At 47.2% G+C, this 22,885-nt stretch carries 13 protein-coding genes; 10 read left to right on the top strand and 3 right to left on the bottom strand.

Features of this window, described 5'->3' with window-relative positions:
* Positions 1 to 99: 99 nt before the first annotated feature.
* From H6570_07015 to H6570_07045, 7 genes are all read left to right on the top strand, one after another.
* Complete coding sequence (locus H6570_07015) at positions 100 to 7,977, top strand: M36 family metallopeptidase (protein ID MCB9319014.1); 7,878 nt, start codon at positions 100 to 102, stop codon at positions 7,975 to 7,977.
* A gap of 394 nt (positions 7,978 to 8,371) precedes the next feature.
* Entirely contained in the window at positions 8,372 to 9,274 is a 903-nt protein-coding gene (gene gldA, locus H6570_07020) for a gliding motility-associated ABC transporter ATP-binding subunit GldA (protein MCB9319015.1), read from the top strand.
* Positions 9,274 to 10,002: an ABC transporter permease subunit gene (locus H6570_07025; GenBank protein ID MCB9319016.1), complete on the top strand. Its 729-nt coding sequence runs from the start codon at positions 9,274 to 9,276 to the stop codon at positions 10,000 to 10,002. Before gldA ends, H6570_07025 begins: the two co-directional genes overlap by 1 nt.
* 16 nt (positions 10,003 to 10,018) lie before the next feature.
* Complete coding sequence (gldG, locus tag H6570_07030) at positions 10,019 to 11,740, top strand: gliding motility-associated ABC transporter substrate-binding protein GldG (protein ID MCB9319017.1); 1,722 nt, start codon at positions 10,019 to 10,021, stop codon at positions 11,738 to 11,740.
* On the top strand, positions 11,733 to 12,656 hold the full coding sequence (locus H6570_07035; protein MCB9319018.1) for a DUF4340 domain-containing protein: 924 nt from the start codon (positions 11,733 to 11,735) through the stop codon (positions 12,654 to 12,656). Before gldG ends, H6570_07035 begins: the two co-directional genes overlap by 8 nt.
* Positions 12,634 to 13,839 carry a hypothetical protein gene (locus H6570_07040; protein ID MCB9319019.1) on the top strand — a complete coding sequence of 402 codons (1,206 nt, stop codon included), beginning with the start codon at positions 12,634 to 12,636 and terminating at the stop codon, positions 13,837 to 13,839. The genes H6570_07035 and H6570_07040 overlap by 23 nt, the downstream gene beginning before the upstream one ends.
* 10 nt (positions 13,840 to 13,849) lie before the next feature.
* On the top strand, positions 13,850 to 14,845 hold the full coding sequence (locus H6570_07045; protein MCB9319020.1) for a DUF368 domain-containing protein: 996 nt from the start codon (positions 13,850 to 13,852) through the stop codon (positions 14,843 to 14,845).
* 70 nt (positions 14,846 to 14,915) lie between these two features.
* On the opposite strand, the gene H6570_07050 is transcribed toward H6570_07045, so the two are convergent.
* The 3 genes from H6570_07050 to H6570_07060 form a co-directional block, all read right to left on the bottom strand.
* Positions 14,916 to 17,933, bottom strand: coding sequence for a fibronectin type III domain-containing protein (locus H6570_07050; GenBank protein ID MCB9319021.1), 3,018 nt, complete (start codon positions 17,931 to 17,933; stop codon positions 14,916 to 14,918).
* Positions 17,934 to 18,000: 67 nt separating this feature from the next.
* Entirely contained in the window at positions 18,001 to 18,582 is a 582-nt protein-coding gene (locus H6570_07055; protein MCB9319022.1) for a tRNA-(ms[2]io[6]A)-hydroxylase, read from the bottom strand.
* A complete protein-coding gene (locus H6570_07060; protein MCB9319023.1) occupies positions 18,582 to 19,751 on the bottom strand; it encodes a hypothetical protein in 1,170 nt (389 codons plus the stop codon). The genes H6570_07055 and H6570_07060 overlap by 1 nt, the downstream gene beginning before the upstream one ends.
* 151 nt (positions 19,752 to 19,902) lie before the next feature.
* On the opposite strand from H6570_07060, the gene H6570_07065 reads away from it, so the two are divergent.
* Genes H6570_07065 through trmD form a run of 3 tightly spaced genes read left to right on the top strand, consistent with a single transcriptional unit; the run spans position 19,903 to position 22,794 of the window.
* The gene (locus H6570_07065) at positions 19,903 to 20,715 is read left to right on the top strand and encodes a diadenylate cyclase (GenBank protein MCB9319024.1); all 813 of its coding nucleotides are present in this window, start codon (positions 19,903 to 19,905) and stop codon (positions 20,713 to 20,715) included.
* A gap of 20 nt (positions 20,716 to 20,735) precedes the next feature.
* Entirely contained in the window at positions 20,736 to 22,118 is a 1,383-nt protein-coding gene (locus tag H6570_07070; GenBank protein ID MCB9319025.1) for a dipeptidase, read from the top strand.
* Positions 22,105 to 22,794, top strand: a complete 690-nt coding sequence (gene trmD, locus H6570_07075; GenBank protein MCB9319026.1) for a tRNA (guanosine(37)-N1)-methyltransferase TrmD — start codon at positions 22,105 to 22,107, stop codon at positions 22,792 to 22,794. Before H6570_07070 ends, trmD begins: the two co-directional genes overlap by 14 nt.
* The last annotated feature ends 91 nt before the right edge of the window (positions 22,795 to 22,885 follow it).

Consider the following 22,885-nt stretch of genomic DNA (forward strand, 5'->3'; position numbering starts at 1 on the left):
TTCAATGAAATGAGTACACATTAATAGTAATTATATATATTTGATTTTTATAACAGGTTAAAGTCCTGTTATTATTCAGCAACCGAAAAACCAAGATGTATGCACGCCTGGAAGAGATTCTGCCGATTTTTGAGTGTAACCCAACTGTTGATTTTTACCATTTCATTACAAGCTCAAAGCACTATCTCGCTAAGAGACCTGGTCATCAGGGAAGCTTCCAAAACCCATGCCTCAAGTGACCTGTCCGAAGCAAAGGTGAGTAGTTCTTACACGACATCCGGACTGAATGTAACCCATGTTTATCTCAGCCAGTATTTCCAAGGGATTCCTGTTGAAGGTGGGATAATAAATGCCGCCATAAGAAATGGATCAATCGTAAATTTCAACTCCCGGTTCATACCATACATTGAATCAAAGGTTTCAAGGACAAATCCACAACTGAACTCGGACATAGCAATGCGAACAGCCGCGCTTGAAGTTCGGATGGTTTTACCAAGCCAGATGGGTACGCCAAAAATTGAATACAATTCCAGTGGGTTGCCGATTAAATATGCTTATGCCCCGATCCATCCGAATGAGGAGCAGCCAACGATAGGACTAAAATGGATGCAGGATGCCGGCCGTAATTCCAAGCAGGTTCATCTTGTTTGGGAAGTCGTTCTGGAAAATCCGGACAGTCAGAGCATCTGGCATGTATTTGTGGATGCCATGGATGGCAAAATCATGTCAAAATACGATGCAGTAATAAAGTGTTTTGCCGTTGACCACGATCATATTCCGGGATCGTCGCATTCGATCAAACAAACATCAACAAAGAAAGATAGTCCCCGTATTCTTGGCATGAATATGCCGATGATGAGTGCGGGCTATCGCGTTTTTGACCTGCCCCTCGAAGCACCAAGTTTCGGAAGCCGTACGCTCGTTGCCGACCCTTGGGACCGAAATGGGCCGGGTAACCCAGCCGGCACATTAATGTGGCAAAATGATGGGACGCAAATCTATACCTATACTCGTGGTAATAACACGTATGCTTACGAAGACACATCTAATGTAAACCCCTCATTACCGGCTCCGGGTGTCCTCAATGGACGCTATTCACCGGACGGTGGTGCTTCTCTGCAGTTTGACTTCCCACTCGACCTGAACAATCACCCAAGAACGAACATCGATGCCGCCATTACCAATTTGTTTTTCTGGAACAATTTGAATCACGACATTTTTTATCAGTATGGTTTCGATGAAGCGGCCGGTAACTTTCAGGTCGATAATCTCGGCCGGGGAGGCCAGGGTAACGATGCTGTTCGTGCCGAAGCCCTGGATGCTTTCAGGGTAGGAGCCAGAAACAATGCCAACTTTTTCACCCCAGTGGACGGGAATGCACCCCGGATGCAAATGTATGTTTGGGAGTCTGCCCCTGTTGCCCCATTGTTGGTTAACAGTCCCATTATAACCACCTTTGAATCGATCGAAAGTGGTTTTAGCGTCAATAATAAATTATTTGATGTAGGACCGGTCACGGCAAACGTATATTACACCGGTGGGATTGGTTGTTCTGCTGCAGAGTTTGCCGGCTTCCCTCCCGGAGCCATTGCCATGGTCGACCGAGGTACCTGTTCTTTTACCATAAAAGCACTAAATGCTCAAGCCGCTGGTGCCGTAGGTCTTATTGTCGTTCAGAATAATATAGGTGCTCCTACAACTATGGGGGGCACTGATAACTCGATCACCATGCCCGCAGTGATGATTTCGATGGAGGATGGTGCTACGCTTAAAGCATTGCCCAACGGTACCGTCAACGTAAGCATGACCACTGGTGGTCCGGTAGCTTTTAAGCTCGGTGATCTGGACAACGGGATTATTACCCACGAATACGGCCATGGTATTTCAACACGTCTCGTGGGTGGACCCAATATCGGATGCCTTGGAAATGAAGAGCAAATGGGGGAAGGCTGGAGCGATTATTTTGCGCTGATGCTGACAACTGACTGGAACTCGGCAGCACCAAATGATGCCAGACCAATTGGGACCTATGCATTAAATCAGGCCAGCAATAGCTTTGGAATCCGACCATTTCCTTATTCCTATGATATGTCGATCAATCCCGAGACCTATGCGAACTTGCCGGATAATGCGCTATTGACTACGCCACATGGGGTCGGAACGGTCTGGGCGACCATGCTCTGGGATATGACCTGGAACGTTATTGCTCAGGTAGGAAGCGTAGATCAGGATCTGTATCATGGTCAGGGTGGGAATAACATCGCCTTGCAATTGGTCATTGATGCGTTGAAGCTCACCCCCTGTTCTCCTGGATTTGTTGATGCCCGGGATGCAATATTAAGAGCGGATGAATTGCGGTATAATGGTCTTTACCGGTGTGCGATATGGGATGCTTTTGCCCGCCGGGGATTGGGCATAGCTGCCGACCAAGGAAGTTCATTAAGTCGCTTTGATGGCACCGCCTCTTTTGCAACAGATACGACTGTTACGGTTTTCAAAACCACCAGCCCGGGTGTAATCCGCGAAGGTGAGGTTGGTACGATTAATATTTCATTGTCCTGCGGTTGTGGCAATGGGACCAACTCTGGACTGACCGTGGAGGATGTCATCGGTGCTGGACTTACCTACGTTAGTGGAGGCACGCTGTCCGGAGATACCGTTTCTTTTGGTCCCCTGGCTTGCATGGGTACGGACACCCTAACCGTATCCTATCAGGTGACAGCAGATAGCTGTATCTGGGATCTTCCGGCAACGCTATTTTCAGAAACTGCCGAGGCGTCACCAATGGTTGCGGTCGAAAACCTTAGTGGGTTAACCAACTGGAGTAAATCCAATACGCTTGCTCATGAGGGGGCTGCATCCTGGTATGCGGTTGATTTTGACAGTCCTTCAGATAATGCGTTGGTTACAGATCCAATCTCAGTGACGAAGAACAGCGAGTTATCCTTTTTCCATCGGTTTGAGACAGAATCCGGTTGGGATGGTGGTGTTGTTGAGTACTCTTTGGATGGCGGCAGCACCTGGTATGATGCACAGCCATACATGGTTCAAAACGGTTATACCGAAAATTCGGGTTCCTTTTTCCGCCCCCTTTTTGGTGGAAGCAGTGAAGGATATTTTGGAACGACGGATTTTGTCGAGTCTAAAATCTCACTGTACTCGTTTATCGGACTGCAGGTGAAATTCAGATTCAGATTCCTATCCGACCAATTTGTAGGTGGTTCGGGAATCAATGGCTGGTACATCGATGATATTTCAGTAACCACGGTAAATGTTGCAGTAAATCAAACGAAGTTGTTCCGCAATGGTGTGTTGGAAGACTCGGTTCTTTGCCTCATTCCGTTGGGTTTGCCAACCCAGTCAGACAATACCTTCACGTGTCATGACCGGGTCAATATTTCCATGAATGGCCAATGCCTTAGGAATATTGAACCCGAAGAATTGATCACGACGGCTGAATGTGCCAACCACTTATTGGTAGAATTATCGTATCCAAAAGGTACGAATACGTTCGATCCGGCCAGTACGGTCGATGTTTCACACATTGGCGCTGAAATGACCTACCGGGTGATCGATTTAGTCAACAAAAATAGTTGTTGGGGAACCATTAAAGTTGAAGACAAATATCCTCCGATCATCGAATGTTCCAACACGACAGTGTCTTGTTTGAATGCAGAAAATGCGGCTGCTAAGGTGGTGGTAGGTGATAATTGCAGTGCTTACGGCGATCCAAAAGTTGAAATCGTTAGCCGTAAATGGGAAAGCTTTGATTGCGATACAGACTCTCCGCTCAGTGGTTATGTTGCACGGGTAATACGGGCCACCGATGTATGGGGTAATTTCGTGGAATGCAATGACACCATCTTTATCATCCGTGAATCGCTTGATCAATTGGTATGCCCGGATGATGTAGAAATAGAGTGTACAACTACGGTGATTCACGACAATAAAGAAGTGGAGCTTCTCTGGAATACCGGAGAAAAAGGGGACACCTATCTCGATGACCAGGGATATGCTCATCCTTGGCCCACGGATGGGAAAGGTTATTTTCCGGCACCGTATTTGGTCAGTGCCTTACAAGGTCAGCCGGATGCGTATTTCATCCCCGGGCGTTCTGCCTCAGGACCTCAATTTGACAAACAAGGTAAATGCCAGATACTATTTGAATACGAAGATCATGTTTTGCCGACTTGCGGACGTTCGTATAAGATCCGTCGTACCTGGCACATTTACGACTGGTGCAGGGGCAGTGATTTCACCTGTGTTCAGTGGTTTAAGTTTTCAGATACCAAGGGCCCGGAGATCGATCCGCATGCTCTGATCACCAAAGTTGAAGCTCCTATTTCAGGGATGGTCTCGTTTACCGACCTCCAGTCTTGGACAGATGCTACCGGAGATCAGGACATTGTATTGGAAGATTTTAACCAATTCAAACAAGATGTTTCTTTTGCAGATGAGCCATTGGAGTTGGACTATTTCTCCATCCAAAGGGTGGTGGACAACCTCTATTATCCGGTTTTATTTGATATAATCGATGCTTCGCCCTTTGTGGGTCCGGGTGCTGTGGATGGCACGCCTGCAGCCATTTTTGAGCATGCCCTGGAGTTTGGCAGTGAAGCCGACCATGTTGAATTGCGGTTCAAAATTCCGGTAACTTCATTTTCAGCGGAGTTCCTTTATGCCGCCAGTGGTGAAAATGTTAATCTAGATGTGGAATTACAAACCATGTCAGGGAAAACCTCTCAGATCGCTATGTTGCCTGCCGATGGATTCTTTGGTGTGGTGTCCGGGATGGATCCAATTACCAAAATTTCCTTCAGGAGCCGGGTCGATCAAGTTCTAGCCTCAAAAGCGTATTATGTAGACAATATCCGGTTTAGTACAGGGTTACGGTTGAAGGATGATTATAACTTGGTGGGTTATAGTGACCCACACGATTGTAAAGCGCACCTGGATATCCCGGACATTCGGGATTTGGTGGTCAAAGAGTGTGACGATCAGCTTACGGTGTTGTATGAAGTATCTTACCAGGATCAGGCTCATCCGGGATCAACAACGCTCTTGTCTGGCGAAATCGCGGAAGGAGGAAAAGCTACCGTATATCTTCCTCAGGGTTGGCATTGGATTCGTTATGTGATTCGCGATCGCTGCTGGAATGAAAGTGTGGTGTACCGTAAGGCATTGATTGAAGATAATACACCTCCGACACCGGTATGCGACGAGATTACCCAGGTTACCCTGGATCCGGAAAAATGTTGGGCGCGGGTTTACGCCAAGGACCTTGATGATGGCAGCCACGACAATTGTTGTGAGCAGTTACACTTTGCGGTGGCTAATATGGATAGTGTGACCTACTGGCGGAATTACTGGCATGATTTCTTCATCGGATGCATCGGGGAAAGCGCATATAATGCAGACAAGGATGGGTATGAAACCTATATCGAAGAATGGATCAACACGTTTGTTTTCGATGACTATATTGATGTAACAGAATGTGGTCGTGAACAATTAGTATTGCGGGTCTATGAGGCTTGTGACCTGCCTGTATATGATCCACATACCTTCTATGGCGGCGAACACGAATGGTATTGGTACAATCACTCCCATGTGTTCCAGGCTTTCTACTTGTGGAAGCTGGATGAATTCATTCACTATGGAGATCCGCGCTATCTGATCACTTGTGAAGGCGATTATTTGCACTATGATTTTCCTGTTTTGGCCATTGCGGGTGTTTATGGGCATTTAGATATTATGCCTCAATTAACTGAAGGAGGGTATTCCGGATGCGGCCTCGCTGGATTACCGAGTAATTCAATTTTGGAATTGGAATTACCAGAATTATTGAACGCCCATAGTCCGGTTCCATGGGGAATTTGTTCATGGCAAATCATCACAGAAGAAGGAGTGGAAGATTGGAAGAATCGTATCTTCGAACCCTACCGGACCGAAGCAGAGATTACCAAACGATTGAATCTAACTACACCCTACTATACGCCGGTTCGATACAGCGATTGCATGATCGAGGTGATTAAGGACGATAAGACACCACCGGTGGTGGTTGCTCCTGAGGATGTGACGGTTTACTGTGACGGTGTTCCCTACTGGTGGGAGCTGACGAAGCCCTATGCCGGAGGCACCAAAACCGCAACGGTGAAAGGCCATGGCGCCTCCTTTACGCATGATGTATGTGAAGGTGAAGATGCACTGGCTACCTATTGCGCAGATCCTTACATCTACCCAGTAGGATGGAACACTTCAGGTGCTCCGGTAGAAGTAACGACGGTTTGCTGCGTAGAGATCCCGTGGGATGGCGGAGACTTCGGCTATTACGGTGGCTCGGTATGCGGCGAGTCCAATTATGTCGGCGGCGTGAACTGCGATGAATACAGCTACTGGTACCACGATCACAACTGGCAGCCGATCTACTGCCGGCTGTGGCTGATGCTGGATAAATACGACAACCCGGACGGTGGACACCCGGATCCGCAAAGCTACTTTGACGAGACGTCGGAAGACTGGGTGATCACGGACAACTGCTGGGCGCCGGAAACGGAAGTGGAATACAGTGGAAGCCTGAACGAATGTGGGGTAGGGACGCTGACCAAGACGGTGACGGCTACCGATAAATGTGGTAACACGGCACACGACACACAGACGCTGTATGTGAAGCCACGCTCCGACTTTGAGGTGATCTTCCCGGCAGATGTGGTGGTGAACTGCACTGACCCGGGCAGTCTGGCGGCAGACCGCACGGGCGCAGGTTATCCGGAGATCAGCGACGACGACTGTGAGCTGATCGGGGTGACGTACTCGGATGAGCGTTACGATGTGACGGAAGGCTGCTACAAGATCTTACGGACGTGGAAGCTGATTGACTGGTGTGTTTATTCACCAGACATCAATAGCCGCTATCCGGATGTGATCGTCGACGACCGTCTGGTAGCGAGTGAGAGCAGATGCTGCATCCACCGCAATCTGAAGGATGACGGAGATGGTTACATGACCTATCTGCAGGTGATCAAGGTGGTGGATGACGAAGCACCGGTGATCGTATGCAATGAGCTGGAAGAGACCTGCATCCTGGACAACAACTGCGATGCAGCGACGGTACGGTACGAGTTGCTGGCTTCAGGCACAGACAACTGTGCAGCAGAAGATGAGATCCAATACCGCTACACGGTATTGGCCGATGAGACCACTCCGGTAGCTTACGGACAAGGTCATGAATTAACAGCAGAACTGGCGGTAGGCACGTATGGTGTCTGGCTGGTAGGCAAGGATCGCTGTGGCAATGAGGACAGCTGTTATACGACATTTACGATCAGAGACTGCAAGAACCCAACGCCTTATTGCTACCATGGCATCGCTACGGTGGTGATGAGTCCTTCGGGCGAGGTCGAGGTATGGGCTGCGGACTTCGATGCCGGCAGCTACGACAACTGTACGACGGCCGACAACCTGATCCTGAGCTTCACGGAAGACGGAGAGACACCAAGTATCACGTTCACCTGTGCGGACATCCCGGATGGTCGTTCCCAGGAGATTGAAGTGGAGATCTGGGTGATCGACGAAGCCGGTAACAAGGACTTCTGTACTACGACGTTGCTGCTACAGGATAACACTGGCAATGCCTGCCAGGACAGCAGTCCGTTGACGAAGTCGGGAACTGGATCGGCGTCACCGGGACAAAAGGTAAAGGGAGAAGGGATAAGGACGCCTGAGCTCTATCAGAATACGCCGAACCCATTCAGTGGGGAGACGAAGATTGGCTTCTGGTTGCCAGAAAGCATGACAGCAACCCTGCGGGTAATGGACGTGACGGGCAAGGAGCTTTACCGGGTGACCGGCAGTTATTCAGGAGGAAATCATTTGATTACCCTGGAGGCTGGTAGCATTCCGGAAGTGAAAGGTGTCTTGTTTTATCAGCTTGAAACGGCATCAGGAGTGCTCAATAAACGGATGGTCAGGGTTAACTAACAAAATGCTCTGAAATGAACTTTGACTGATAAAGCATGTCTGTATAAATAGATAAGAGGATGTTGCCCTGATACTCATTGGGCAGCATCCTTTTTCTTTAAATGCTTATTACTGAATTGCTACGGACTCACCGGAAATAACAGGATATTAATACCCGATAACATATTTCCTTTTTCATAATAAACCTGCAATTAGCGCGTGACTGTCGGCGAACACCAGGTGATAATTTGGACATTCTTTCAGAGGGATAATATCATTTGGCCGGCTGAACATATATGCGTCTCTAAATAAAAGGTACCAACCTTTAGCACTGAAATATTACAGGCACTTTTTTTGTTATTTAGTTGTGTACGCTGAATGATTCAATTACTTTTATATTATAATCCCTGTTAATATGTCAATTGAGGTACAGAACCTCCATAAATGGTACGGCTCTAACCAGGCATTAAATGACATATCCTTTACCATCAAGAAAGGAGAGATCGTCGGTTTTCTTGGACCTAACGGTGCGGGAAAGACAACAACGATGAAGATCTTGACTTGCCTGATGCCTCCGACGGAAGGTCATGCTTCGGTATGTGGTTTGGATGTGCGGAAAAACCCGATTGGCATCCAGCGGTTGATAGGTTATTTGCCGGAGAACAATCCATTGTACGGGGATATGTTCGTTCAGGAGTATTTGAATTTTGTCTCGCAGATCTATCATATTCCGAATCGACAGGCGCGCATTACCGATATCATCCAACAAACCGGTCTGGTATCGCATGCCCACAAGCTGATCAAGGAACTCTCCAAGGGATACCGGCAACGGGTTGGATTGGCGCAGGCATTAATACACGATCCACAGGTCCTGATTTTGGATGAACCTACCACCGGGTTGGACCCCAATCAAATCCTGGAGATTCGGGAGATCATTCGTCAGCAGGGTAAAACCATTCTGCTTTCCACGCATATCATGCAGGAAGTTGAGGCGATGTGCGACCGCGTGATCATCATCCATAAAGGGAAGATTATTGCCGATAATTCAACGGCTGAGTTGAAGAAGCAAATTAAATCGCACGAACGCATTGTGGTCGAATTTGATCGCCCATTGACATTAGAATATTTCAAGAAAGACAAATATCTCCGCGAAGTAGAGATGATCGATAAACAAAGACTTACCATACGACAAAGAGAGCAGGAAGACCTGCGTACGCATCTCTTTGACTTTGCTGTTGCCCACAATCTCCGTATCCTGGAGATGTACCAGGAGCATAATAGCCTGGAAGATGTATTTCGTGAATTAACTCATGCCTGATGTGGAGTATCTACCGCAAGGAGATCAGATCTTTATTTAGCTCACTCATCGCTTACATTGTCATCGGTTTCTTTTTGCTGGTCATGGGATTGATGACCTGGGTTTTTCCAGAATACAGTGTACTTGATTATCCATATGCATCACTTGAGTCTTTCTTCAGGTTGGCACCTACCATCCTTACGATCATGATCCCTGCCATAACGATGCGGTCATTTGCCGAAGAGTCACAGACCGGAACCCTGGAATTATTACTGACCAGACCGATTACGCTTGCTGCGCTGGTCTGGGGGAAATACTTGGCTTATCTAAGTCTGGTCCTGATTACGTTATTGCCTACTTTGATATACTATATCAGTCTTAAATCACTGGCTGCAACACCGGCCATGGTTGATGGCGGAGAGACTTTGTCAGCGTACCTCGGTCTGGCGTTACAGGCAGCCAGTTTTACCGGCATAGGGATGCTGGCCAGCACCTGGTCCTCTAACCAGATTATTGCCTTCATCACGGGAGTGTTTATGTGTTTTATACTGCAATGGGGTTTTGTATTCATAAGCAAATTACCCGGATGGGTCGGAACATGGGATTACATTGTTCAGCAGTTTGGCATTGACGCACATTATTCATCCATCAGCCGGGGTGTTATTGACTCCCGGGATCTTTTGTATTTCTTTACACTGATCCTGTTATCCGTCGAAGCAAGTCATATGGTGCTGGCTTCACGAACCTGATAAAACCGATACCTTGATGCAACTGATTTCCAGAGAAAAACCATTACTACATTGGATTGTCCTGGCTGCCGTTCTGGTTGCACTGAATCTGATTGGTGGATTTGTATATAAAAAATGGGATGTGACGGATGACAGTCGCTACACACTCTCAGCTGCTACCAACAAAGTATTGAAACGCGTTCCGGATATCATTTCCATCAAAGTGTTACTTTCTGGGGAAATACCAGCAGAATTAAGAAGACTACAAAACGCCACCGATGATTTGTTAGCCGAGTTTCAACAGGTCAACCGCAAGATCCAGTTTTTTTATGAAGACCCGAACTCCGGTTCCGAAGAAGAGATCAGACAGCGATTCGAAGCCCTGAAAAAAGATGGGATGGTACCTACAAACGTACGCATCCGTCGAAAAAATGAAGTCAAGGAGGTGGCAGCTTTCCCCTATGCGATTGTTTCTTTCGGAGAGCGTTATACCTATGTCAATTTACTGGAAGCAAATATACCGGGAGTTCCACCCGAAATAACCTTCAACAATTCCATCAGTCAGCTGGAATACAAATTTGCCAATGCAATTCAGAAACTGATCCAGGAGCAGAAAAAATCCATTCTGTTTACGTCCGGCCATGGTGAATTGCTGCCCCATCAAACCCAGGCATTGGAAGCCTTGCTGAGGCCCTCCTACAATACGGGCCGTATTGACCTTACCACCCAATACCGTATCCATCCCGATGTCAATTTATTGATCGTCGCCAAACCGCATCTTCCATTTACCGATAAAGACCTTTACAAAATAGATCAATACATCATGAATGGGGGGAAAGTCATCTGGCTCATCGACGGTGTACAGGCCGACCTGGACAGCCTGGCCGACCGTAATGAGTTCATTCCACCTCCTAATGATGTCAACTTGTTCAGCCTGCTGACCCGTTACGGAGTCCGGTACAATTACAATCTTGTTTTGGATTACAGTTGTTCTTCAATCCAGTTGATTACCGGCATGCAGGGTGATAAACCTCAAACACAACTTTTTCCCTATTATTTTTTTCCGGTGGTATTGCCTGAAAGCGAACATCCAATCGTCAAGAATATAAATCCCATCAATTTGTTCTTCGCATCGACGCTGGATACGATCAGGACCAAGACGGAGATTAAGAAAACCATTCTCTTTACCTCCGGACCCTATTCCAAATTTATGAATACCCCCTTAAGGTTAAGCTTTGATATGCTCCGTCAACCTACACCGCCGGAAGCATTCAATGATCCGGGTCAAACCATGGCGGTGCTGTTGGAAGGTGAGTTTCCTTCTTACTTTGAGAACCGGGTAAAACCGGAAATGGAACAAGGGCTTGAAGCCATCGGGGAACCATTCATGGCCACCAGCAAAGCCACAAAAATGGTCATTGTAGGCGATGGGGATATCATTAAGAATCAAATGCGAAACGAATCGCAATATTTCCCCCTGGGCTTCAACCGGGATGAGAATCGTGTCTATGAGGGAAATAAGGACTTCATCCTGAATACCATTGATTACCTGCTTGACGAAGATGGCCTGATTGATGCGAGAGCCAAAGAAGTGAGGCTACGGCTGTTGAATACAGCCAAGGTGGACCAGGAGAGGGGGAAGTGGCAATTGATCAATGTAGCTTGCCCATTGCTGATTCTCCTTATCTTTGGACTTTTGTATCAATGGTGGCGCAGACGTCGCTACGGCAGACCCCTGGAAGCTGGCACCTATGCATAAGATCCTAGTCGTATGTTTATCTTTTATCCTGGTATCGTGTCACAGGTCCAATCATGACTCCGCATACGTGGTCAACAGCACGAATGTGGCCCGGATTGACCGGATACAACTTGTCTATCGGGATGGTACGATTGCGGATCTGAAGAAGGAAAGGGACCACTGGACGCTTAACGACAGCTTATTTGCATGGGACCCGCCGGTAAAAACACTGTTGGAGACCATAGAAAGGATGCGTGTTCGGTTCATACCTACTGAAGCTTCTCAACCAACAATACTTGCTGACCTGGCTACTCAAAGTGTTAAAGTGAACATCTTTACCAATGGCAAAGCCGTCCGGACCTTTTACATCGGAGGAGTAACTGAAGATGAACAAGGGACCTATTATATGGCAGAACCTGACGGTATTCCTTTGGTTATTGATATTCCCGGCTGGCAGGGGGCATTACGGTCACGGTTTGTCATGGGAATCAATGAATGGAGAGACCGGCATCTGTTTCATTTTGACCTGAATGAAGTTAATCGAATTACTGTAAGTTATCCGCAACGGGATACGTCCGGATTTGCCATGCAAAAACAGGGAGAAAGCTGGCATCTGGTTTTGTCCGGAGTGAAGCCTGTTGAAAACACCTCAGATGTGCTTATGCGCAATTATTGGTTTGATCTCCTGGATGTCGGTGTTGAATCCTTTGAAGATGCTCCCAGGGATCAGATACGAATTCTGGCCGAGTCCCCATATTGCCGGATTTCAATCGTAAAAAATGACCTGACAGAATCAACCTGGTCTTTCTACCCGGTCGAAGATATGGCTCGCACTGAGAGGTATTGGATTGTCACCGATAATGGCCAATGGATCCTGGCCCAAACACGTATATTGCAGAAGATATTTAAGAGCAATGCCTACTTCCTTAAACAATAGATGGCGGTATTTTTTCTTTCTTTTGATCGCCGGATGCGTGGGGCTATACTCTTTTGTTCCGGGATCCTGGCGTATGCCATTTTGGGGTTTCTATGGCCACCGTCTCATCAATAGGACGGCTGTTTATACATTACCCGAAGAAATGTATCCGTTGTACAAGCAAGAGATCGACTACATTACCGAACATGCTGTAGATCCGGATAAACGCAGGTATGCCGTCATCGGCGAAGCTGCCAGGCATTACATCGACCTGGATCATTGGGGAAAGAAACCATTTCCGGACTTGCCCAGAAGTTGGTTGCCAGCTTTTATTGGTAAAAACACGATCGAATTACTGGATGAGAAAGGCGAAGTATTGGATGCATTTCCTTCTCTTGATAGTTTCATTGTGCGGTATCCGGGGACGGCTTCGTTTATTACCTCAGAAGCAGCCCGGCATTTGAGTGATGAAATTTGGTTGCTGGATTCCTGGCCTGATTCCCTTCAAATAGGAAAAACAGCTTCCTGGCAGATCAACAATGAACTTATGGCTCACGGAGTGGTACCCTATTTCATTCCACTGGAATACCACCGCCTGGTCAAAGCGTTTCTGGACAATGATCCTAAACAGGTTTTGCGATTGTCTGCTGATCTGGGGCACTACATTGCCGACGCTCATGTACCGCTGCATACAACCATGAATTACAATGGACAGATGACCGACCAGGTAGGTATTCACGCCTTCTGGGAATCCAGGATCCCTGAGCTGTTTGCCGAAACCCAGTATGACTTTTTAGTCGGTAAAGCGGAATACATCCGGGATATAAACAAATTTGCCTGGGAGGTAGTTATGGAAAGCAATTCATTTGTGGATTCTGTACTGCAGATCGAGAAAAGGTTGAGCCGGGAAATACCGGAAGATGAACAATATTGTTTCGAGGAACGACTGAGCCAGATCGTGCGGTTGCCTTGCGCCGCTTATGCTGCCCAGTACCAGCAGTCGCTGGATGGGATGGTGGAAGCACGAATGCAGCAATCCATAATGGCGGTAGGGTCGGTCTGGTATTCGGCCTGGGTCGATGCCGGTCAGCCGGATTTAAGAGACTACCTGAGTATCAACTGGGATGCCCGGGACCGGGAAGCGGATGAATGGCTGGATAAGGCTGTCAGAAGTGGAAAAGTACTCGGTCGCCCTCACGAATGAAATGAATAATATGATCAATAACGAAAAAGGAACACACTCCTGGCTGGGAATTCTTTTGCGCGGTGTAGCCATGGGTATTGCCGAAGTAATCCCTGGCGTTTCAGGCGGCACGATAGCATTCATCTCAGGTATTTATGAGCGACTGCTCAATGCCATTCAATCATTTGACCTCTGGATATTCAGATCCCTGTTTAAGAAGGGTGGAATCAAAGAAATTTGGCAACGTGTGGACGGGCGCTTTTTATTGACCCTGATTGCAGGCATGGCATCCGGGTTATTGTTCGGTGTTCTGGTGATCAGTCATTTTCTGGAAGAATATCCTCCCGTTATCTGGGGTTTGTTTTTTGGATTGATCAGTGCTTCCGCCATTTGGATAGCCCGTAGCGTTCACAAATGGGATGGACTTACCCTCGTATATTTCTTCGGTGGAGCTTTGGTAGCTTTCGTGATTACCAACTTAAGCCCGGCAGAAGGTAATACCGCATGGTGGTACATATTGCTTTCCGGATGTATCGCGATCTGCGCACTTATCCTGCCTGGAATTTCAGGCAGTTTCATGCTGCTATTGCTTGGATTGTACACCGTGGTCATTCCTGCCGTTAAAACGGTCATCACAGATTTCTCCTTACAGGCGTTGAGCATCCTGGTCTTTTTCGCTCTTGGTTGCATTGTTGGTTTGCTGACATTTGCCAAATTCCTTAGTTGGATGTTTAAGACCTACCACCGGCAAACTTTAGCTGCCATGACTGGATTTGTGGTTGGGTCATTATGGAAAATATGGCCCTGGCGTACACCAAGTATCTGGTTTGATAAAATCCAGAATCAATTGGTACGCGGTATCTGGGATGGCAATGTTTCAATCCATGATGTCCGGGTAATCAAAGAGATGAATGTTTTGCCGGCTAACTACGTGGGCAATCCGTATGTTTGGGCAACCTGCCTGGCCATTATTGCAGGAATAGCCCTGGTCTTTTTATTGGGCCGGCTGGATAAAAAAGGACTCTAAGTACAATCATTGAAAGAATGCCCGGACATAAAATCAATTATGTCGACCTCAGGTATTCAACAAAGTCCTTTTACAACTTGATCCACTTCTTTGTGATGCCTCCCTGACTCGTCTGCAGACGGATCAGATACATTCCTTTCACAGCATTCGCTATAGGGAGTTGTTCCTGGTAATCTCCCGGGGCCAGATTGCCCAACAGCTTCTGATAGATCACTTGCCCCTGCATGTTAAACACCTGCAATTGCACTTGTTCCCGGTCTTCCATCCGGAAGGTCAGGGTCGGATCAATGAAAGCGCTTGGGTTGGGATACAACCGGACATTTTGCACCAGATCAAACGTCTGACGGGCTGTCATACAGTTGTTTCCAGTGGTAAAGATGTGCTGTTCAAAATAGCCGGACGTGTCAAATTCGCATACGGATTGTACCTGGATGACATATTCCGTACAGGCTTTTAGATCGGTAATCTGATAGGTTGTATCGTCGGTTACAAATTGCCAGTCGCCGAAATCATCATCATCAATGGCTTTATACCTGAGCAAATATGCCAATCCTCCCTGCACCGTATCCCAAAACATCTCGATCGTAGAGGAGCCGATGGCAAGAGAGTCGTATTCAAAAATCTCCTGGCAGATCCCTTTGGAAGGAGCTATCTGAACACAATAGTCTTCAACTTCACCAAAATCAAGCGTGTCACAGGGTTCCGGATAGAGCACGTCACTGAGGACAGTACGCATGGACACACGCATCACGGTATTGGCCAGTGAATCAACCGGCGGGATCAGGATCACTCCGGAAAATACGGTGTCACTTCTTTCTTCGTTTTGTAACACCAGTTCACCCGGGTCGTCAAAGTCCCGGTCGTAATTGTAATCAATCCAAACACGCCAGAAGACTTTAAATTTTTTGTCTTTAAATCCGGGTGTGAGTGTGATCCGGTATTTCGAATTGATCGCAAGATCAGTGCCTATGGTATCGTAAATGGTAAAATTGGCATAACCGTCATTGGGGCCACTTGCATTATCAATGGTGCCGATCTTCACCCGGTCAATCCATTCATTGCTTGCATCCATGCTGCGTGATGCGCAGTAATCATTCACATTGCATCCACCACAACCAAACGTTTTAAATGGTCTGCTTGCTGAATAGACTGAGTTTCCCGATTCACAATTCACTCTTACCTGTACTTCATAAAAGGAACAGGGCATCAGGTTCTGCAGGAAGAACGAAGTGTCCCCCGATCCATATACCGTCCACGGGATGGTTGAGCCCATTGGCCTGATCCGGATGTTATAACCCTGGGCACTGAGAACCGGATCCCATTGAACCACTGCTGTGGTGTCCATAATGTCGGTTACTTCCAGCCCGGTGGGTGGTTCACAACAGCCGGCAGTGCGAGCCAGAATGCTTTCCGTGTAATCCTGAAGCATGGTGTCCGTGGCACAAACCGTACTGAACTGGATTTCATAATCCGTACAGCCCTGTAGATTGCTGATCTGGTAGGGGCTGGTGACAGGATTGATTTCGTTCCACATGGTATCCGTAACAGCTTTCCAGCGCAAAGCAACCGACACAATGTCGTCCGTAGGGGTGTCCCAGGTGACCACCAGGCCGGTACTGTCCTTCGGTTGGATATCTACATTGGAAGGATAGGAGCAAATACTCACGCATTCCGCCATGACCGAGTTCATGGACTGGCCAATATTCAGCAATCCGCTGCTGGCAATCAATGTTTCCCAGGTGGTATTCTTGGTAACATTTTCTAGCAGTGCGTTGCGAATCCGTAGTGCAGCCATTGCGGGGAAACTATGTGCAAGGATGGCCAGATTCAGACAAGGGGCACTGTAAAGTAATCCTATGGAGCCTGTCACCAATGGTGCTGCATAGGAGGTACCGTCGCCAAGAAAGTAGGAATCTGCCCCGGCTGTACTGAGCATATCGATACCAGGCGCGGCGAGGTCTATGTTCTCTACGCCAAAACCGGCATCACCCAGATTTCCATCTTTCTTGCTGCTGGTCACCGAGATCAGAAATGGACTCGGGCAGGTGGTAGGAAGATCCCCCTTCACATCGACATTGGTTTTGAAATTGGTTGTTGCGCCGACATTGAGTATGCCATATGCGCCAAGGGTGTCGTAAAATGCACACCATATCGGTGCATCTTCAGGAAACTTGTCATCTATACCGAATGATGCATTGGTCGCCACCACAAAAGCGCCCTCTTTTCCCTCGGTGGCTTCATATCTTTTTCGTTGGGCCAATATATAGGCATAGCCCTCCAGGATCTCGGATTCAAATATTTCAATCAGATCATGCTGGATCATCATGATCTTGCCACTCCAGTTCAGTCCGGTAATGCCGATACTGTTATTACCCCTGGCTGCCATGAGTCCGGAAATAAATACCCCATGATCTCCACCATCAACCTGGCCATTATTCTTAATGATGTTCCATCCGTGATAATCATCGATGTATCCATTCCCATCATCATCCAGTTGATTGTTCGGGATTTCCTGGGTGTTTGTCCATAAGTTCTGAATCAGATCCGGATGGTTAAAAGAAATACCGTCATCGATTATTGCCATAACGATATCGTCCTGTAGTGCAGTTTTGCCTCCGGTACCTACCATCCAGGCATCCGGTGCATGAATACCATTGTCTCCATTGAGATACCACTGATCTCCGAACCTCGGGTCATTGGGTGTAGCGTTTCTCTTATGCAGAATGTGATTGTATTGCGCCAATTGGATGGCTGGATTATTGCGAAGGCTGCTCAGAATCTCCGATTCATTTGCATGGTCGGTATTTACTTTTAACAGTGACCAGTTGGTTGTATTTGTTAGTGGGGTCAGCGACTCCACCTGCCAGTTATGCCTCTTGGCATCCACCTGCCGAAGGGCATCCGCAGGCTGATTTCCATCTCTCCATTGTATGATGAATTCACCCTGGCGATGGTCGAGTTTTTGTGCTGCTCCGGGTTGAATAACCGTCCATAAGCATATCAAAAGGGTCAAAATCGATTTCCACGATAATGGAATGATGGTCAAACCAGTTGTCTGTGGTAATAAGCGTTTGAGTGTTCTCTGCATAACAGATGAATTAGGAAAACAAGATACATTTTTTCAGGTAGATGCGTAACAGCATGACATCCGCCGTTCAGTGCATCCGGTCGCCGCGGAGATCCAGGTTTTTCATGATCAGTGCTTCGTAATCCAGATATTCCTGCCAGCGTGCATTTACTTTTTCTTCATCACCATAAGTCCTGGCCAGGGCGAGAAAGAGACGGTAGTGACCTGCCTCGGATACCATAAACTTGTGGTAAAATTGTTTGAGGTGTTCATCATCCAGATGTACTGAAAGCAGTCGGAAACGTTCACAACTGCGTGCTTCGATCAGAGCACAAACTAAAAGTCGTTCGATCAGTCTTTCTTCACGGCCCCCACCTTTTTTTTCAAATTTCAACAGTTCGTTGACATATTCATCCTTACGCTGGCGGCCCAGTTTCAATGCCCTGGACTCCAGTTCGTGAAGGACAGCCCTGAAATGGCCCCATTCCTCGGTTACGATGGGTGCTAATTCCCTGACCATTTCTTCTTTTTCAGGATATGCCTGGATGAGGGAAATACATGATGTTGCTGCTTTTTGTTCGCAGTATGCATGATCTGTCAGGATCTCCTCCAGGCTTTTTTCAGCCAGATTGACCCACCTTGGGTCGGTAGGTAGTTTTAATCCAAGCATCAGAATCGTTGGTTTAAACAATTAAATTGATGGATGAAAAAATCCAGATTGTAGATATCGTAATCCTCATATCCCGTACTCCAAACGACCCGGATAAGGTCAAGCTCGGATTGGCTCAGAATTTTTTCCGCTTTCTTGGACAGAACGTACGTGCTGGTATACGTAGTTGTTCTTCTAGCAAGATCTACCGCTCCGTTATCCGTATTGTTCGTAGTCAGATAGAGCACATTGCCGTCGATAAGACGGATGGTAAGTGCAGTTCCTTTGACCAGGCTGCCAAACGATTGGCGGGCCCTTTCTGAGTGGATGGTGATCTCCAGTGTGAGGTATTTATAACCCGGTTGCGCCGAAAGATATCCGGCGCAGGTCAAATAAGGCTTGTCTTTGTAATACGAACGCAAAGGTTCATGCGTATATTCCAGCAAAACTTCTTTTGCGACATCGATACGATGTTGTTTGGACAATGGATCTGTGTCATCATAGGCATAGGCACATCCAGCTTCTGGTACGACAGTAGCATCGGGAAGCCAGCGGTAACTTCCTGCCGGATTGGCTGAGGTGTTTTCCTGCCTGGGAATTTCAGGATGCTTTTCCATATCCACCGGTGCGTCAGTCATGATCAGCTCCGGCTCCCGGATGCGGATAGTACCGGCTCCTGCATCAATGGGTCCATGTTTCCGCTCATAACCTTCCAGCCATTTAGCCTGATATGTAGGTGTTGCTCTCAATAACTGGGTTGCCTCTTCATAGGGCTTGCTGGCCTCTTTGATCTTTTTTTCCAGCTGGGTGATCGACCTGCCAATATTCCGGATTTGTGCTTCGAGGTTTTTCTTCGTAGGTTCCGTAAAGGTGTTTTTTCCCGCCTCCAGATCATGACTGACTGAGGACCGTAGGTCTTCCTGATCCTGAAGCTGACCTTTAAGCGTTTCCAACTCCTCATGTTTTTGTTCGTAATAGAGGAGGACCTTCTGACGGACTATGACCTGATCACTGCTTAACCCGGCTGTTGCTGCCTGATCAACCAATACCGAATCACCTGCTTCAAAATACCGCCAGGTGCCATCAGCAAATTGTACAATCCATTCGCCGTTGGCATTTTGCTGCACAGTTTGTGCCAAAGCAGCCGAAGTAAAGAGAATGCCGATGAATAAGAGGATTAAGTCTTTCACGTTGCTAATCTATGGGAGAACTGCTAACTTTACAAACTTTGTCATATACCAAATTATTGTAAAGTAAAAATATGTGGTTTATAGGGGAGAAGCTGACACAGATATTACTTGGTAAGCTTTGGACCCGAACGACACGGCGACAATTCCAGGTATGCATTTACCACTGATGATATGGGCTTTTAAAGTTGGGATCCTGGACATTCGCATTCTGGACATTCTGGATATTGCGATTGTTGCCTATCTGCTCTTTTCAATTTATAAGCTCCTGAAAGGGAGTGTCGCCTTTAATATATTTATTGGCCTGGCCTTGTTATACGGGCTTTATGTCCTGGTCAATGTCCTGGACATGAAATTGCTTTCCCTTTTCCTGACCAACATCGGTAACCTGGGAGTTATCCTGCTGATCATCATATTCCAGCCTGAGATCCGCCGCTTTCTGCTGTACCTTGGAAATACAACCCTGAAAAGCAGGGCTGATTTTTTCAGAAGGATTTTCCCCAAACAGGAAAAAATATTCACGGCTGACCTGATGGCTTATACCAAAGAGATCTCTGAAGGGATCCTTGCTCTGCAGAAAGATCAGGAGGGCGCATTAATCATTCTCGAAGGTCACAGTGAAATGAGCGAGATTGAAGAGTCTGGCGAGCCAATTGATGCACAGATATCCGGGCACCTGATTACCAGTATATTTCGTAAGGAAAGCCCGCTTCACGATGGTGCTGTTCTGATCAAACACAACCGGATCGCCTTTGCACGTTGCATTTTACCGGTCTCAGCCCAGGAAGAACTGCCGGACTGGGCAGGGCTTCGGCATCGCGCCGGATTAGGAGTTTCTGAAATTCATGACGTTTTAGCAATCATTGTTTCAGAAGAAACCGGAAATTTGGCGGTGGCAGAAAAAGGTGAATTGACCGAAGATCTGGATCTTGACCAGCTTGGAACACGGATTTTGAAATATTTATAACCAAAAATAAATACCAGCTAATGGATGCTTTGAAAAAATATCATGATGAAAACAAGGAGCGCTACCTAAATGAATTATTAGACTGGTTACGAATCCCATCGATCAGCGCAGATCCAAAATACAAAGGAGATGTTCAAAAGGCAGCCCAATACCTGGCTGACCGGTTTACTGAAGTGGGCATGGATAACATTAAAATCCATCCCACTGAAGGACATCCCATCGTTTATGCCGAAAAGATGATTGACAAAGCTGCACCAACAGTCCTCGTCTATGGCCATTATGATGTCCAGCCGCCGGACCCATTGGAATTATGGACATCACCACCTTTTGACCCGGTGATCCGGGATGGGAAGATTTATGCCCGGGGTTCCTGTGATGATAAGGGGCAGGTTTATATGCATGTAAAGGCCATCGAGGCGATGCTGCGGAACGATCTGCTGAATTGCAACATCAAATGCATGATCGAAGGTGAAGAAGAAGTGGGTTCAGGGAACCTGGAAATATTTTGTGAAAAATACAAATCCATGCTGGATTGCGATGTGATCCTGATCTCTGATACGGCTTTGATCAGCAATTCCATCCCATCCATTACCACAGGATTGCGCGGGCTGAGTTATGTGGAAGTATCTGTGGTTGGACCGAATAAAGACCTTCACTCCGGAGTTTATGGCGGAGCAGTAGCGAATCCTTTGAACGTCCTCTGTTCTATGATCGATTCACTTAAGGATAGCAATAACCATATCACGATTCCAGGTTTCTACGATAAGGTTGAACTGGTCTCCCAGGATGAGCGTGCAGCGATGAATGCGGCACCTTATAATGAGGAAACGTATAAGGAAGAACTGGGGATCCAGGCTGTCGTGGGTGAATCTGGTTATACAACGCTGGAACGGACCACCATCCGGCCTACCCTTGATGTCAACGGGATCTGGGGGGGCTATATCGGTGAAGGCGCCAAGACGGTCTTGCCTTCGAAAGCTCAGGCTAAAATCAGTATGCGTTTGGTTCCGCACCAGGACCCAAACGAGATCACCAGACTTTTTACGGCTCATTTCAAATCCATAGCTCCTCCCGGAGTAAAAGTTACCGTCCAGGCTCATCATGGTGGCTATCCGGTGGTGATTCCGGTCGATTCGCTTGAATACAAAGCGGCACATCAGGCTATGGAAAAATCGTTTGGCAAGGAACCATTACCCCAGCGCAGCGGTGGAAGCATTCCCATTGTAGCCCTGTTTGAAAAAGTCCTGGGCGTAAAGTCCATTCTGATGGGTTTTGGATTGGATTCCGATGATATCCATTCACCCGATGAACACTTTGGTTTGTTCAACTTTTACAAGGGTATTGAGACCATACCTTATTTCTATCAATTTTATGCCCAAATGAAAAAGGATGCTCCGTTTTGACGTCGTTACAGCCGTCCCTGAATTATTGGAAAGCCCGTTTGCTCACTCGATCATGAAACGTGCCCGCGAGCGGGGACTCTTAGAGGTCGTAATACATGATCTTAGAACGTATGGGTTAGGAAAACACCAGCAAATCGATGACTACCAATATGGGGGTGGTGCAGGGATGGTGATGATGATCGAGCCGATCCACCATTGTTTACAGGAGTTGCAAAAGGAGCGTATCTATGACGAACTCATTTACCTGGCACCCGATGGTGAACAGTTAAACCAATCCATAGCCAACGAACTGTCGTTAAAAGGGAACATCCTGCTGCTTTGTGGTCACTACAAAGGTGTAGATGAGCGGGTGCGGGAACACCTGGTAACCCGGGAAATATCGATAGGAGATTATGTATTGTCCGGAGCCGAGCTGGCTGCTGCGGTGCTGGTAGATGCCGTTGGGCGGCTGCTCCCCGGGGTATTGAATAATGAGGAGTCTGCACTTTCCGATTCATTTCAGGATAACCTGATCGCACCACCGGTCTATACCAGACCTGCCGAATATCTGGGTTGGAAGGTGCCGGAGGTTTTGATTTCCGGCCACGAAGCCCGCATTCAGGCCTGGCGTTATCAGGAAGCTGTGAACCGTACCCGTGAGCGGAGACCCGATCTGATCGATGATGAAGAAATTTGATGAAAAGATCATGGGACAGATATACTAAATTTGCCTTATATTCTGTTTCTTAGTTGTACTCCATCTGCTTTCTTGAAGCCTTCTTATTAAG

The organism is Lewinellaceae bacterium, from assembly GCA_020636135.1.
Lineage (GTDB): Bacteria > Bacteroidota > Bacteroidia > Chitinophagales > Saprospiraceae > JAGQXC01.